The organism is Streptomyces sp. SID5464, assembly GCF_009862985.1.
In the GTDB taxonomy this organism is placed as follows: Bacteria; Actinomycetota; Actinomycetes; order Streptomycetales; family Streptomycetaceae; genus Streptomyces; species Streptomyces chartreusis_D.
In genome coordinates this window covers 215,493-229,427 of record NZ_WWIQ01000020.1, presented here as the reverse complement: position 1 = coordinate 229,427, position 13,935 = coordinate 215,493, and the positions used below count along the sequence as shown (strand labels likewise).

The 13,935-nt window shown below is 72.3% G+C and carries 12 protein-coding genes; 6 read left to right on the top strand and 6 right to left on the bottom strand.

Translation table 11 applies throughout. The features are described from left to right. Positions 1 to 38 precede the first annotated feature (38 nt). On the bottom strand, positions 39 to 686 hold the full coding sequence (locus tag GTY47_RS13740; RefSeq protein WP_020273182.1) for a ScbR family autoregulator-binding transcription factor: 648 nt from the start codon (positions 684 to 686) through the stop codon (positions 39 to 41). A 301-nt stretch (positions 687 to 987) separates the two neighbouring features. Then, positions 988 to 2,781 carry a S8 family serine peptidase gene (locus GTY47_RS13735; RefSeq protein WP_010034212.1) on the bottom strand — a complete coding sequence of 598 codons (1,794 nt, stop codon included), beginning with the start codon at positions 2,779 to 2,781 and terminating at the stop codon, positions 988 to 990. A gap of 352 nt (positions 2,782 to 3,133) precedes the next feature. On the opposite strand from GTY47_RS13735, the gene GTY47_RS13730 reads away from it, so the two are divergent. Further along, a complete protein-coding gene (locus GTY47_RS13730; RefSeq protein WP_010034207.1) occupies positions 3,134 to 3,967 on the top strand; it encodes a lytic polysaccharide monooxygenase in 834 nt (277 codons plus the stop codon). A gap of 18 nt (positions 3,968 to 3,985) precedes the next feature. Here the strand turns inward: GTY47_RS13730 and GTY47_RS13725 are convergent, their stop codons facing one another. Next, positions 3,986 to 4,627 (bottom strand): hypothetical protein, encoded by a 642-nt coding sequence (locus tag GTY47_RS13725; protein WP_010034204.1) that lies wholly within the window; start codon positions 4,625 to 4,627, stop codon positions 3,986 to 3,988. 648 nt (positions 4,628 to 5,275) lie between these two features. Between GTY47_RS13725 and GTY47_RS13720 the strand changes: the two genes are divergently transcribed. The 3 genes from GTY47_RS13720 (at position 5,276) to GTY47_RS13710 (ending at position 7,790) form a co-directional block, all read left to right on the top strand. Continuing rightward, entirely contained in the window at positions 5,276 to 5,947 is a 672-nt protein-coding gene (locus tag GTY47_RS13720; RefSeq protein WP_010034201.1) for a DUF6230 family protein, read from the top strand. After that, positions 5,947 to 6,405 carry a DUF6114 domain-containing protein gene (locus GTY47_RS13715; RefSeq protein WP_010034198.1) on the top strand — a complete coding sequence of 153 codons (459 nt, stop codon included), beginning with the start codon at positions 5,947 to 5,949 and terminating at the stop codon, positions 6,403 to 6,405. The genes GTY47_RS13720 and GTY47_RS13715 overlap by 1 nt, the downstream gene beginning before the upstream one ends. Before the next feature lie 128 nt (positions 6,406 to 6,533). Next, positions 6,534 to 7,790: a cytochrome P450 gene (locus GTY47_RS13710; RefSeq protein ID WP_010034196.1), complete on the top strand. Its 1,257-nt coding sequence runs from the start codon at positions 6,534 to 6,536 to the stop codon at positions 7,788 to 7,790. On the opposite strand, the gene tatA is transcribed toward GTY47_RS13710, so the two are convergent. Continuing rightward, the gene (gene tatA, locus GTY47_RS13705) at positions 7,747 to 7,995 is read right to left on the bottom strand and encodes a Sec-independent protein translocase subunit TatA (RefSeq protein WP_010034194.1); all 249 of its coding nucleotides are present in this window, start codon (positions 7,993 to 7,995) and stop codon (positions 7,747 to 7,749) included. The genes GTY47_RS13710 and tatA overlap by 44 nt on opposite strands. A 77-nt stretch (positions 7,996 to 8,072) precedes the next feature. On the opposite strand from tatA, the gene GTY47_RS13700 reads away from it, so the two are divergent. Then, complete coding sequence (locus GTY47_RS13700; RefSeq protein ID WP_029180765.1) at positions 8,073 to 9,617, top strand: LCP family protein; 1,545 nt, start codon at positions 8,073 to 8,075, stop codon at positions 9,615 to 9,617. On the opposite strand, the gene mgtA is transcribed toward GTY47_RS13700, so the two are convergent. Next, a complete protein-coding gene (gene mgtA, locus GTY47_RS13695; RefSeq protein ID WP_010034190.1) occupies positions 9,608 to 12,118 on the bottom strand; it encodes a magnesium-translocating P-type ATPase in 2,511 nt (836 codons plus the stop codon). The genes GTY47_RS13700 and mgtA overlap by 10 nt on opposite strands. Continuing rightward, entirely contained in the window at positions 12,108 to 12,455 is a 348-nt protein-coding gene (locus GTY47_RS13690) for a metalloregulator ArsR/SmtB family transcription factor (RefSeq protein ID WP_010034188.1), read from the bottom strand. Before GTY47_RS13690 ends, mgtA begins: the two co-directional genes overlap by 11 nt. A 332-nt stretch (positions 12,456 to 12,787) precedes the next feature. Here GTY47_RS13690 and GTY47_RS13685 point away from each other — a divergent pair, with 332 nt between their 5' ends. After that, a complete protein-coding gene (locus GTY47_RS13685; protein ID WP_010034184.1) occupies positions 12,788 to 13,798 on the top strand; it encodes a substrate-binding domain-containing protein in 1,011 nt (336 codons plus the stop codon). Positions 13,799 to 13,935 lie beyond the last annotated feature (137 nt).

Here is a 13,935-nt window from a genome sequence, read left to right as displayed (position 1 = left end):
GGCCGAGACCGTCCGGATCTCCCCCGCCGAAAGCCCCGTCAGACCGGTGCCAGTTCACGTTCCAGACGGGCCGCCAGGCTCAGGTAGCGGGCGCGGCGGGTGACCGGGACCAGGCCGCGGATGAGTATGTTCCACATCTCGGCCGTGCGGCGGGGCTGGCGTGCGACGGGCTCGCGGGAGCGGCCCACGACCCGGGTGCCGACGAAGAAACAGACCAGGGAGTGGGCCACCACGTCGATATCGATGTCCGGGTGGACGTCCGACTCCTTGACCGCGCCGACGAGCCGGGCCGTGACGATGTCCAGCCACTCCGTGAACGGATGGCTCAGCGGCGGGCGGGGCCGGATCCCACCGGTGGCGAGCCGCAGTCCGGCCCTGAGCACCGGGTCCTCGACCGACATGCGGGTGATGCCGAACGTGAGGCGCATCAGCGCCTCCAGGGACGTATGGCCGCGATGGTCGGTCTCCGCCGCCAGCCGGCGGGCGGTGTGCGACTGGAGTTCGAGGATCGCGTGGGCGAGATCCTCCTTCGCCGCGAAATGGAAGTACAGGGCGCCCTTGGTGACCTGAGCGTGCTCCACGATGTCGCTGAGACTGGTCGATTCGTAGCCGCGACGGTCGAACAGGTCAGCGGCGGCCGTGATGATCGTCGAGCGGGTCTGCTCGGCTCGCAACTGCCTCGCCATCGACTGAACTCTCCCGGGACAGAAATGAACGGGTCATGCCGTTTGTTTTTACCCCCCGTACACGATAACTCACCCTCAGACGGCGTTCACCACACCAGTGTGCCGGAGTGCGGGTGCACATCCGGCAAAACAATCGCAACCGGTGAAAGAAAACAGCGCGTTCGGTATCTAACTGTGGGGGTTGTGCGGCCGGACGTAAAGACGGGCCGGCCCGGTGCCCCATCCGCACCGGCCGGCCCGCCCGCTCGTGAGCTGCCCGTTCACCGTCCTCGCCGAAGGAGGACCGGGAGATTCAGAAGGATCAGAACGTCAGCTTCCAGCCGTTGAGCGTGCCGGTGTCCTGCGCCGCGGTGTCCTGGACGCGCAGCTTCCAGGTGCCGTTGGCGCTCTCGCCGGAGGCGTTCACCGTGTAGGTGGTGTTCACGTTGTCGGCGGAGTCGGAGGCGGCGGACTTCAGACGGTACGCCGAACCGTCCGGTGCGACCAGGTCGATGACGAGGTCGCCGCGGTAGGTGTGGGTGATGTCGACGCCGACCTGGAGGGCGGAGGGGGCGTTTCCGCTGCGGCCGGTGACGCTGATCGGCGACTCGATGGCCGCGCCGTTGTCCGGGATGGCGACGGCGGTGGTGCTGGAGAAGGTCGTGCCGCTGGACGAACCGCCCTTGACGGCCTGGACCGTCTTCGCGGCGTCCGCGAGGCCGGCGCCGCAGCCGCCGGAGCAGGTGCCGGGCAGCGGACGGGCGTTGGCCTTGATGGCCGACTCGATCTGCGCCGGGGTGAGGGCGGAGTTCGCCGACTTCACCAGGGCGGCGAGCCCCGCGACGTGCGGGGTGGCCATGCTGGTGCCCTGGTAGTAGGCGTAGTTCTCGCTCGACGGCGTCTTCGTGCCGGAGTTCAGCGTGGACAGGATGCCGTTGGCGGTGGAGGTCCGGGTCTCGCCGCCGGGGGCGGAGATGTCCACGATCGAGCCGTAGTTGGAGTACGAGGCCCGGCTGCCCGCGCGGTTGGTCGCGGCGACCGTGATGACGTTGTTGCAGTTCGCCGGCGAGGAGTTGCTGGCGTTCTGGTTCTCGTTGCCGGCCGCGACGACGACCGTGGTGCCGCGGTTCACGGCGCCGGTGATGGCGCTCTGGGTGGCGCTGGAGCAGGCGCCGCTCCCGCCGAGGCTCATGTTGATGACCTTGGCGACGTTGGTGTTGGCGGGGACACCGGAGACGGTGCCGCCGGACGCCCAGGTGATGGCGTCGATGATGTCGGAGTCGTAGCCGCCGCACTTGCCGAGGACGCGGACCGGGGAGATCTTCGCGCCGTGGGCGATGCCGGCGATGCCCTTGCCGTTGTTGGTGGCGGCGGCGATGGTGCCGGCCACGTGCGTGCCGTGCCAGGAGGAGCTGGAGGCCGGGATGCCCTGGCCGCACTCGTTGTCGTTGTACCAGTCGCCCGGGTCGGCCGGGTTGCTGTCACGGCCGTTGCCGTCGACGGAGACGGCGGTGTCGGAGATGAAGTCGTAGCCGCCGACGATGTTCGCGGCCAGGTCGGAGTGGGTGACGTAGCCGGTGTCGATGACGGCGACGGTGACGCCGCTGCCGGTGGTGGTGTCCCACGCGGCCGGGACGTTCATGCCCGCGGTGGACTCGAACAGGTCCCACTGCTTGCCGTAGTCGGTGTCGTTCGGGGTGGCCGTCGGCTTGTTCAGGCGGTCCGGCACGACGTACGCGACCTGCGGGTCGGCCTGGTACTGGGCGACGACGTCGGCGACGGCCGCCCGGGCGGGGTTCGTGCCCAGGTCGACGAGGGCGGCGCCGGTGCCGAGGCGGCGCTGGAAGTCGACGTCCTCGCCGGTCTTCTGCGCCTTGGCCGCGGCGTCGGCGGCGGCGGCCTTGTCGGACTTGGCCTCGGAAGCGCCGGACTTGTAGCCGACGATGAGCCGCTCGGCCGGGGTGCCGGGGGCGGCCTCGGTCCGCTCGGCCGGGACGGCGGGCCCGGGGGCGGTCTCCTGGGCGACGGCGACCGAGGCGGGGGCGGCGGTCAGCAGGGCGGCGGAGACGGCGGCGACGGATATCAGCTTCCGTCTGAACTCTGGGGAGATACGCACGGTCGTTGCCTTTCGTGGCCGGACTCCGGGCTGGGCGGAGCGGCGGTGGATGCGCTTCGTCGCCGAAGCGGAGGGGGGTGGTTCGAAAGAGCGACGCGGTGGCCGGCCAGGCGTGTGGGGAGCGACCCGTTCGGGGTTACCTGTGGGTCAGCTGTGGTCGAACGATAGGCAAAGGGCAGGTCATCGGGATACGGGGGAAACCCTCGATCCGGCCGGAAACCCACCCTCTATGGCGGGCAGTTGGGCGCGAATGACCCCCTTTTCGAACAGGTCGTGGCGCGGTGAACGCACCGAGCCGGTTGTCCGTATGGCACTACCGACCGCTCCGGCCCGGCCGAGGAGACGCAGACGGATGTCCCGTACGACCGCACACCGCACCGCACTCGCGGCCGCCCTCGTGACCCCGTTGCTGCTGCCGCTGTGGGCGGCGGGGCCGGCGCGGGCGCACGGCGCTCCGACGGATCCGGTGAGCCGGGTGGTGGCCTGTTCCCCCGAGGGCGGTGACCGCGCGGGCTCGGCGGCCTGCCGCGCGGCCGTCGCCGCGAACGGTGCGCCCTTCACCGCGTGGGACAACCTGCGCGTGGCCGACGTGGGCGGCCGGGACCGGCAGGTCGTCCCCGACGGGAAGCTGTGCAGCGGGGGCCTGCCCGGCTACCGGGGTCTCGACCTCGCCCGCGCCGACTGGCCGGCGACCCGGATGACGCCCGGCGGGACGCTGACCATGCGGTACGTCTCGACGATCCCGCACACCGGCACGTTCCGGATGTACCTGACGAAACCCGGCTACGACCCGACCGGGCCGCTGTCCTGGTCCGACCTGCCCGAGAAGCCGTTCGCCGAGGTGACCGACCCGGCCCTGACGGACGGCGCGTACCGCGTCGAGGCGACCCTGCCGTCCGACCGGACCGGGCGGCACGTGCTGTACACGGTCTGGCAGAACAGCAGTACGCCGGACACGTACTACTCGTGCTCGGACGTGGTGTTCCCGGAGAAGAAGGAGGCTCAGGGAGGGGAGAAGGAGAGTGCCCCGCCGGCCTCCCCCTCGAAACTCGCCTCTGGACCCGCCTCCGATCCCGCCTCCGATCCCGCCACCGGCCCGTCCACGCCCGTGCTGGCGGGCGGCGCCGCGGCGGTGCTGGTGCTCACCGGCGGCGCCGCCCTGGCGGCACGGCTGCGTCGGCGCTGAACCGACGCTGATCCGCCGTCAGTTGACGTTGACGGCGACGCCTCCCTTGGTCACCGGGGCGTACTTGGCGGTGAAGAAGGCGTTGGCGAAGCACAGCGACGAGCCGGACGTCTTCGTGAACTGCTGGTTGCTGAAGGAGATGCTGTTGTCGGCGTTGCTCGCCTTGCCGGTCAGGCTGGGGGCCTGGTAGACGCAGTTGATGGTGCCGAGCAGGGTGCGCAGCTTGACGGTGGACTGGATGGCGGAGCCCGCGCCAGGGGTCACGGAGACGGTGCCGTCCGAGGACACGCTGGTGGTGTAGGGCAGGTTGTCGACGGTGATGCCGCTGACGCCGAGCACGCCGACGACGTTGGCGGTGCAGCCGCTGGTGTCGAAGGTGTGCGAGGTCAGGGACTCGGTGGCGGTGCCGGGAGCGGCCGGGTTGTCGGTGACGGTGGCGGCGAAGGCCGACTTGGTGCAGGAGATGCCGCTGGTGCCGGTCGCGCTGGAGTAGAAGGTGGCGGCGGTGCCGCCGGCCAGGGACGCGTCGAGGACGTCGCCGACCGCGACGGCCGCGCCGTCGGTGGTGGTCAGGACGGGGGTGTCGGCCGCCGAGGCGGGGGCGGCGAGCCCCAGGGCGGCGACGGCGGCGGTGAGGGTGAGGAGGGTGCGCGTACGCATGCGGGTGTACCTCTTCTCTGAAGCGGGGTGAGGTGCGGGGGACGCGGTTCGGCGTCCGCCGTTGCCGGCCCGTTACGCCTTCTCCGTACGTGACGGACCGGCAACGGCAGACCGGTGCCGGCCGGAGGCACGCACGGGGACGGGCCGCCGGCCGGGCCGGGCGGGGGGTGGCTGGTGGTACGGCGTTCCGGGGGAAGGGCCCGTGCCGGTGCCGTGGAGGGTCGGACCCGGCCGGTGGAAAGCCCGTGCGGACGCACCGGGCGGCGAGCTGCCCGTACGGGACGAGCGGTTCCGGGACACGCGGACGGTTGCCGCGCGGCGGATCCGGCGCCACGGATCCGGTGAGACGAGGAGAGTTGTAGACCTGCCGCTCAGTCAACGTCAAGGCTTGGAAGGGGAGTTGTGCGTTCGCTGAGACTTCCCGAAGGACAGTGACTCACATGCGGCGCACATTCGACACTCTTTGTTCACACTTCCCTTGACCCTTCATGTAACCCCCGGTAACTTCCGAGTCGGCTACTGCGGCGTAACGAGAAAGCCCTTGCAACCGCCGGGAGTTGCGGGGGGACGTACGTACGCGGTCGGTGTCCGCGCCAGGGCAACGTGCCACCGAAGTCCGATCCGCACCGACATGCACCTGGAGCAGACATGACCTCCTCCGCCGAGCACACCTCCGAAAGACCGGAAGGTCCCGCCGCCGCGGACACCGGTGACGTCCCCGCGCGCCGCGGGCGGGTCCGGGCACGCCGGGCCGCCGTGATGGCGGTGCCGGCCGCCGCAGTCGCCGCCGGCCTCGCGATCCTCACCGCCGAGGGGGCGCTGGGCGTGCAGTTCGCCATCTCCGGCATGCCGTTCACGGTCACCGCCACCGAGCTGAACGGCACCGGCTTCGCACAGTTCGGCGGTCTGGACGAGATGGCCGAGGGCAGCCCCAACGCGGGTGACACCGGCGGTCAGGTGCTGGTCGTCACGTCCGTGATCAAGAACGCGACGCTCACCAAGCTGTGCCAGAGCGTGGACCTGGGTGGCACGAACCTGGTCATCAGGGCCGGTGGCGGTGCGGAGAAGGTCCGGGCCAGCGACCTGACCACCGACTCCACGGAGCTCTCGGGCGACGCGGCCTTCAACAACATCGAGATCGGCAACGACGCCAGCACGCTCGACAAGGCCGGGCCGATGGGCCGCGGACCGAAGGGCGTGTTCAGCCAGCAGTCCGACACCGTGCACATCGCCAACCTGCGGCAGACCAACTACGCCACGACAGCCGGTGTGTTCAAGCTGCCGGGACTGAAACTGGGCTTCAGCGGGTCGGGTTGCTGATGCCCGGCGCTCCACGCGGGAAGATCCGGCCCGCCTTCCGCCAGTGGCGGGCGGGCCGCCCCTTCTGGGGCGGGCTGCTGCTCGCCCTGGGCGGGGCGGAGGTCCTGCTCACCCTGAAGGCGTCCCTGGACGTCATCCTGCACGTCGGCATGCAGGGCCTGGCCGGCTATCTGCTTCCGGCCGTGATGCTGCTGTGCGGCGTGCTGATCCTCTTCAACCCCTCCCAGCGCCTGTTCTACTCGGTCATCGGGGTGCTGGTCTCCCTGGGGACCTGGCTGACCTCGAACCTGGGCGGCTTCTTCGTGGGTCTGCTCCTGGGCGTGGTCGGCAGCTGCCTCACCTTCGGCTGGCTGCCGGACCAGGAGCCGCGCGTCAGCCGGCGGCAGCGCAGGAAGCAGGCCCGGGCCGCCGAGGCGGTGGCACAGCCCGTGGAGCGGGAGGCCGGCCAGACCGCCTGAAACAGGCCAGTGATCCTGGACCCCCTGGCGCCGCCCGGCCGCGACGACTTGGCTGGACACGGCACGCACCCGCACACGACGGGTCCGCGTGCCCTGCGAACCGCCGCCAAGCCCAGGGAGAGAGTCCGATGGAGTTCACGCACCCGACAGTGATCGACCCGACCGGCCGAGACATCCACGGCGAGGCCGCCCGGATCCGCGAGCGCGGACCCGTCACCCCCGTCGAACTCCCGCACGGCGTCCCGGCCTGGGCGGTCAGCAGCGCCCCGCTGCTGAAGCGGCTGCTCACCGACCCACGGGTGTCGAAGGACGCGCGCCGGCACTGGCACCGCTGGCTCGACGGCGAGGTCTCACCGGACTGGCCGCTGTACACCTGGGTCGCGGTGCGGAACATGTTCACGGCCTACGGCACCGAACACAAGCGGCTGCGCACCCTCGTCTCCAAGGCGTTCACCGCCCGCCGCACCGCCGCGCTGCGGCCCCGGATCGAGGAGATCACCGCGGCACTGCTCGACCGGGTCGCCAAGGCCGGGGCGGGCGGTGGGGCGGACGGCCACGCGGTCGATCTGCGGGAGGAGTTCTGCTATCCGCTGCCCATCCAGGTCATCGGCGAACTGCTCGGATTACCCGAGGAGTTGGGACCCGAGCTGCGCGCCGTGGTGGACGGCGTCTTCCACACCTCGGCCGACGCGGCCGAAGTCGCCGACACCTACGCCCGGTTCTACGCCGTTCTCGGTGAACTCGTCGCCGTGAAACGGGCGGCGCCCGGCGACGACCTGACCAGCGCGCTGATCGCGGCCCGCGAGGAGGAGAGCGGCACGCGGCTCAGCGAGCAGGAACTGCTCGACACGCTGATGCTGATGATCAGCGCCGGTCACGAGACGACGGTCAACCTGCTCGACAACGCCGTCCACGCGCTGCTCACGCACCCCGACCAGCTCGCGCACGTCCGCGGCGGTCGCGCCTCCTGGGACGATGTGATCGAGGAGACCCTGCGGGCCGAGGCACCGGTGGCCAGCCTGCCGCTGCGGTACGCCGTCGAGGACCTGCCCCTCGGCGAGCTGGGCGGTCCGGAGGGCAGTGTGATCCGCAAGGGCGAGGCGATCCTCGCCGCGTACGCCGCCGCCGGACGCGACCCGGAGCAGCACGGTCCGGACGCCGGCACGTTCGACGTCACCCGCGCCGTGAAGGATCATCTGGCCTTCGGTTACGGCGTCCACCACTGCCTGGGCGCCCCGCTCGGCCGGCTGGAGGCGCGCGTGGCCCTGCCGGCCCTCTTCGAACGGTTCCCCGGCCTCACCCTCGCCGTACCGGCGGACGAGCTGCGGCCGGTGGACTCGTTCATCTCCCACGGCCATCGGTCGCTGCCGGTCCTGACGGGCTGACGGGCTGCGCGGCGGGCCCGGCCGGACCTCCGGCGGCCGGGTCCGCCGCGCCCTCCTCCTTCAGCGCCCTCGCCTCGCTCTTGAGGATCCGCATCGAGCGGCCGAGTGAACGCGCCGTGTCGGGCAGTTTCTTCGAGCCGAACAGGACGATCACGACGATCGCCACGATCAGCAGATGCCAGGGCTCCAGTCCGTTGCGCAGCACGTCATGCCCTCCCTCTCTTCAACAGTTGCTACATTGCGCAACTGTACAACCCCCGGGCGAGAGGCAAGCAGACGCCGATGACGGTCACCAGCAACCGGAGGACGGAGCCGCCGCGGCACAGGGCCAGGGCCGCCGCGCGGGAGCACAGGCGACGGCGCGGTCGCCGCCGTGGCCGCGGCCGCGGCATACGGGTGGGCCTCGTCGTCTGCCTGGCCCTGCTCGTGCTCGCCGCGGGCGGCGCCGGCTGGCTGTACCTGAAGCTGGACGGCGACATCAGCACCTTCGACTCGGGCGGTCTCTCCGACAACCGCCCCGAGGCCGGCTCGTCGAAGGGCGAGAACGTCCTGGTCATCGGCTCCGACACCCGCACCGGCGGCAACGAGGCCCTGGGCGGCGGCGACAAGGACGACGTCGGCCGCTCCGACACCGCGTTCCTGCTGCACGTCTACGCCGACCACCGGCACGCCATCGCCGTCTCCATCCCCCGCGACACCCTGGTCACCATCCCGCCGTGCAAGCTGCCCGACGGCAGCTGGACGAAGGCCCAGCCGGACACGATGTTCAACGCGGCGTACTCGGTCGGCCAGACCGCCAAGGGCAACCCCGCCTGCACGCAGAACACCGTCGAACAGCTCACCGGGCTGCGCGTCGACCACACCGTCGTCGTCGACTTCAAGGGCGTCGCCCGGCTGACGGACGTGGTGGGCGGCGTCAAGGTGTGCCTGCCGCAGGACGTCTACGAGAACGACCTCAACCCGCACCTCACCGCCCCGGGCAAGCTGCTCTTCCACAAGGGCGAGCAGACCGTCGCGGGCCAGAAGGCGCTGGACTACGTCCGCATCCGGCACGGCATCGGCGACGGTTCCGACATCGGGCGGATCAAGCGCCAGCAGGCGTTCGTGGCGAGCCTGCTGAAGGAGGTGAAGAGCAAGGGCCTCACCCCGACGCGGCTGCTGCCGCTGGCCGAGGCCGCCACGAAGTCGCTGACCGTCGACCCCGGCCTCGGCTCCGCCGACAAACTGATGTCCTTCGCGATGTCCCTGAAGGACATCGACCTGCACAACACCAAGTTCGTGACCTTGCCCTGGCGCTACGAGGGTTCCCGGGTCGCGATCGTGCAGCCGGACGCCGACGCCCTGTGGGCCGCACTCAGGGCCGACCGTACGATCGACGGCAAGAACGCCGGCGGAAAGAAGACCGGAGCATCGGGATCTGAGGCGTCCGCCTCCCCCACGCCGGTCTCCGGTGAGGGCATCGACGTCGCCGTCTACAACGGCACCTCCGTCCCCGGCCTGGCCGCCCGCGCCGCCGCCGCTCTCACCGCGGACGGCTTCACCGTCACGGGCACGGCGACGGCGTCCGCCCAGGACCACACCACGACACTGGTCGAGTACGGCCCCGGCCTCGAGGACCGGGCCCGGACGGTGGCGGCCGCCTTCCCCGGCGCGGAACTCCAGCCCGTGACCGGCAGCGGAATCAGCGTCGTGCTGGGACAGTCGTACGCGGACGGCCCGGCGGCGGCCGCGTCCGCGTCCCCGGCTCCGACCGCCGTACCGTCCGAGGTCGCCGACGGGGCCCGGTCCGCGGACGACAACCCTTGCTCGAACCTCACCTATGGCTGACGCCGCCGGTACCGGACCCGGGCCGCCGTCAGGGCCAGGGCGTACAGGCAGAGGACAACGGCCGGCAGGAGGTAGTACGCGGCGGGCAGGGCCGTCATGCCGAGGGCCGCGCCGAGGGGACTCGGCGGCAGCAGCAGGCCGACGGCGGCGAGGCCGGCCGCCGCGAGGCCGACCGGGCCTGGGGCACGGCTCCCCTCGGCGCGCCGGCCGGTGCGCAGGAGCAGCATCACCAGGGCCTGGGTGAGCAGGTTCTCGGTGAACCACGCGGAGTGGAACACGGCTTCGTCGTCGAAGGCGTCGGGGCCGTCGAGCGCGAGCGCGAGCACGGCGAAGGTCGCGAGGTCGGCGACCGCGTTGAGCACGCCGAAGCCGGTGACGAACCGGAGGAAGGAGCGGGGCCGCAGCACGGCCGGACCGCGCAGGGCCGCCGCGCCGGGACGGTCGTGGGCGAAGGCGAGCTGGGCCGCGTCGAAGCACAGGTTCTGGGCGAGCACCTGGGCGGGGAGCATCGGCAGGAAGGGCAGGAGCAGGCCCGCGGCGAGCATCGCGACGACGTTGCCCAGGTTGGAGGAGAGCGTGACGCGCAGGTACGAGGCGATGTTGCCGCTCGCGTGCCGGCCGGCGGTGATCGCGTGGCCGATCGCCGTGAGGTCCTTCTCGGCGAGGACGAGGTCGGCGCTCTCCCGTGCCACACCGACGGCGGAGCGGGGCGCGAGGCCGACGTCGGCGGCACGCAGCGCGGCCACGTCGTTCACCCCGTCACCGAGGAACCCGACGGTGTGCCCGGCGGCGCGCAGGGCGGCGACCACCCTGGCCTTGTCCTCGGGGGTGCAGCGGGCGACGACGGTCGCCTCGCCGGCGGCCTCGGCGTCTGCCAGTTGTGCGGCGGTCCGTACCTGCCCCGGGTCCAGGCCGAGTTCCCGGCAGGCCCGGGCCGCGGTGGCGGGGTGGTCGCCGGTGAGGACCTTCACGGTGACGCCGCGGTCGGCCAGGCCGCGCAGGGCCTCGGCGGCGGTCGGGGCGAGGGCGTCCCGGAAGGTCACCAGGCCCCGGAAGGTCAGACCCCGGGTGCCGGGCCCGGGCGCACCGGCAGGGCGGTCGGCCGTGGCGACGGCCAGCACCCGCAGCCCGGCGTCCGCCTCCCGGGCGGCGAGCGCCAGCAGCCGGTCGCGCTCGCCGGGCTCCGTCGTACAGCGCTCCACCACGGCCTCGGCGGCGCCGGTGACGACGACGGTCTGACGTCCGAGGGAGCCGCGTACCACCGCCGTCGAGAAGCGCCGTACCGGGTCGAACGGCACGGCGTCCACCCCGTCGTGCTCCTCGCCCACCGGCCCGGCCGCCTCCAGCAGGGCCGCGTCGAGGGCGTCGGGCGCGGGCAGTTCCGCGAGCTGCAGGGTCCACCAGGCACCGACGGCGGCCCAGCGCAGCACCTCCGGGTCGTCCCGGCCGACCGGGCCGAGGGACCGCTCGACGACCGGCCGGTCCTGGGTGAGGGTGCCGGTCTTGTCGACGCAGAGCACGTCGACCGCGCCCAGGTCGTGCAGCGCGGGCAGCCGTTTGACGATGACGCCGTGGGTACGGGCGAGCAGGGCGGCGCCCCGGGCCAGGCAGGTGGTGACGATCACCGGCAGCATCTCGGGCGTCAGCCCGACGGCGACCGCGACGGCGAAGGGCAGGGTCTCCAGGCCGCGGCCGCGCAGTGCGGCGTTCGCCATCAGCACGAGGGGCGGCGTCAGCAGCATGAAGCGGATCAGCACCCAGGAGATGCCGTGCACGGACCGGTCGAAGGCCCCGCCGTCCCGGCGCGCGGCCGGCTGCCGGTGAGCGGCGGCGAACCGGGTGTCGCCCCCGGTCGCGACCACGACGGCGGTTGCGCTGCCCGTGGCGACGGTACTGCCCTGGAAGCACAGCGGGGAGTCGTCGGCCGCGCCGGATCCGGCCGACCCCTCCACCGCCCGCTTGTCCACCGGCGCCGACTCCCCGGTGAGGGCGGCCTGATGCACCGTGAGCCCGCGGGCACGCAGCAGTCGTACGTCTGCCGGGACGAGGTCGCCGGGGCCGAGGCGGAGGACGTCGCCGGGGACGAGTTCCGTGACCGGCACCTCGCGGGGCCGGGGCGGCTCCCCGGCGGTGTCGCGCCGCAGCACCGTGGCCGTGCCGGCGACCAGTTCGCGCAGGGCGGTCATGGCACGGTCGGCCCGGTGCTCCCCGCTCGCGCGCAGCACGCAGCTGACCGCGACCAGGGCGAGGATGACCACCGCGGTGCCCCAGGAGGCGACGGCGGCGGACACCAGGCCGAGGCAGAGCAGGACGGCGGTGAAGGGGTCGCGCAGGGCGTGCGCGCACCGGCGGGGCCAGGACGGCGTGCGCCGTTCCGGCAGGGTGTTCTCGCCCTGGGTGATCAGCCTGGCCGTGGCCTCGGTCTCGGTCAGTCCCCGGGGCCCCGACTCCAGCCGCCGCAGCACCTCCAGGGTGGTGCCCCCGGGGGTCTCAGAGGCCATGGAGGCGGCGGCGCGGCGGCGCCGCGCGGTCGGTGAGGCGGCCCACCATGAGCCGTACGACGTCGACGACGTCGGGGTCGTCCACGTAGTACACCTGCCGGCGGCCCTCGCGGCGGGAGCGGACGAGTCCGGCCAGCTTCAGCTTGGTGAGGTGCTGGCTGACCGCGGGCAGCGCGCCGCCGACCCGCTCGGCGAGCCCGGTCACGTCGCTCTCGCCCTGGGCCAGCGCCCAGACGATGTGCAGCCGGGCGGGCGAGGCCAGCAGCCCGAAGGCCGCGGCCGCCTGGGCGAGCACGTCGGCGGGCGGGTCCTCGAAGCCACTGCCGGCTGCCGCCACCGTCGCCGTCCCTTCCGTCGCCTCCGTCGTCCTGCGAGCCGCACCAGTTTAGGCGGCCCCGGCAGCCGCCTCGGGAGGTCCTTCCCATGGATGACGTCGGCCCCGAACCGCATGGACGGTATGGAAAACCAGGGGATGACCTCCACTGTTCGACCCGTCGGACAGATCATCACGATGCGGCACCATCAACTCACGGCAGGTGGCTGCTCACTTGACGCCCAGTGGTCACACACGGTTGGCTCCGGGCCAGCGAGAGTCATCCGGTCCGTGCTCACGGCCCGTCTGTGCTCTCACCCTGCTCTTGCTCGGCCGCACAGCGAGGTCCGCCCCTCATGAACACTCCTCCCCCGCCGCACACCTCCGCGAGACTCACCCGTGTCGCGGCCCTGGTGTCCGCCGTGTGTCTGCTGGTGGCCGGCTGTTCCGTCCTCGGCGCGACCGACGACGGGTCGGACGCGGACCCGGTGGGCGGTGCGGGCGGCGGGATGAAGGTCGCCCTGGTCACGCACGGCGGCAAGGGCGACGCCTTCTGGGACCTGGTGCGCAGGGGCGCCGAGACGGCGGCCGCCAAGGACGGCGTCGACCTGACCTACGCCAGCGACGCCGACCCGGCCGCGCAGGCCACGCTGGTGCGGGACGCGGTCCGCGACAAGGTCGACGGCATCGCGGTGACGCTCGCCAAACCGGCGGCGATGCGGGGCCCGATCGCCCAGGCCAAGGCGGCCGGCATACCCGTCGTGGGGCTCAACTCCGGTATCGACGCCTGGCGGCCGGCGGGCCTGCTGGAGTACTTCGGCCAGGACGAGTCCGTCGCCGGCCGGGCCGTCGGCGACAAGCTGGACGAGGTCAGGGCCAAGCACGCCCTGTGCGTCGTGCACGAGCGGGGCAACGTCGCGCTGGAGGCCCGCTGCGCCGGTGTGCGGAAGACCTTCGACGGCGAGACCGACAACCTGTACGTGGACGGCACCGACATGAAGGCGGTGACCGCCACGATCGCGTCCCGGCTGCGGCAGGACTCCAGCATCGACGAGGTCGTCACCCTGGGCGCCCAGTACGGGCTCAGCGCGGTCGACGCCGTCAAGCAGGCCGGCAGCAGGGCCAAGGTCGCCACCTTCGACCTCAACAAGGACGTGGTCAAGGCGGTCCAGGGCGGCAACGTGCAGTTCGCCGTGGACCAGCAGCCCTACCTCCAGGGCTACCTCGCGGTGGACGCCCTGTGGCTGTACCGGACCAACGGCAACATCAGCGGCGGCGGGGCGGCCCCGGTGCTCACCGGCCCCGCGTTCGTGACCAGGTCCAACGTGTCCGCGGTGGCACGGTTCGCCGCCGCCGGGACCCGGTGACCGGGCACTTCCTGTGACGGTGTCGCCAAAGATTCGGTCAGGCCCGGCCCCTGCGGTCACTTGTACGGATAACATCCTGCGCATCCCATGTGCCGTAACCGGCACACGAACTCCCCCGCGTCCGTCCCCCACCCCCC

Bases quoted from the DNA above. Each gene is read 5' to 3' on its own strand.
- GTY47_RS13740 (WP_020273182.1), bottom strand. From the start codon at position 686: ATGGCGAGGCAGTTGCGAGCCGAGCAGACCCGCTCGACGATCATCACG.
- GTY47_RS13730 (WP_010034207.1), top strand. From the start codon at position 3,134: ATGTCCCGTACGACCGCACACCGCACCGCACTCGCGGCCGCCCTCGTG.
- GTY47_RS13725 (WP_010034204.1), bottom strand. From the start codon at position 4,627: ATGCGTACGCGCACCCTCCTCACCCTCACCGCCGCCGTCGCCGCCCTG.
- GTY47_RS13720 (WP_010034201.1), top strand. From the start codon at position 5,276: ATGACCTCCTCCGCCGAGCACACCTCCGAAAGACCGGAAGGTCCCGCC.
- GTY47_RS13715 (WP_010034198.1), top strand. From the start codon at position 5,947: ATGCCCGGCGCTCCACGCGGGAAGATCCGGCCCGCCTTCCGCCAGTGG.
- GTY47_RS13710 (WP_010034196.1), top strand. From the start codon at position 6,534: ATGGAGTTCACGCACCCGACAGTGATCGACCCGACCGGCCGAGACATC.
- GTY47_RS13700 (WP_029180765.1), top strand. From the start codon at position 8,073: ATGACGGTCACCAGCAACCGGAGGACGGAGCCGCCGCGGCACAGGGCC.
- mgtA (WP_010034190.1), bottom strand. From the start codon at position 12,118: ATGGCCTCTGAGACCCCCGGGGGCACCACCCTGGAGGTGCTGCGGCGG.
- GTY47_RS13685 (WP_010034184.1), top strand. From the start codon at position 12,788: ATGAACACTCCTCCCCCGCCGCACACCTCCGCGAGACTCACCCGTGTC.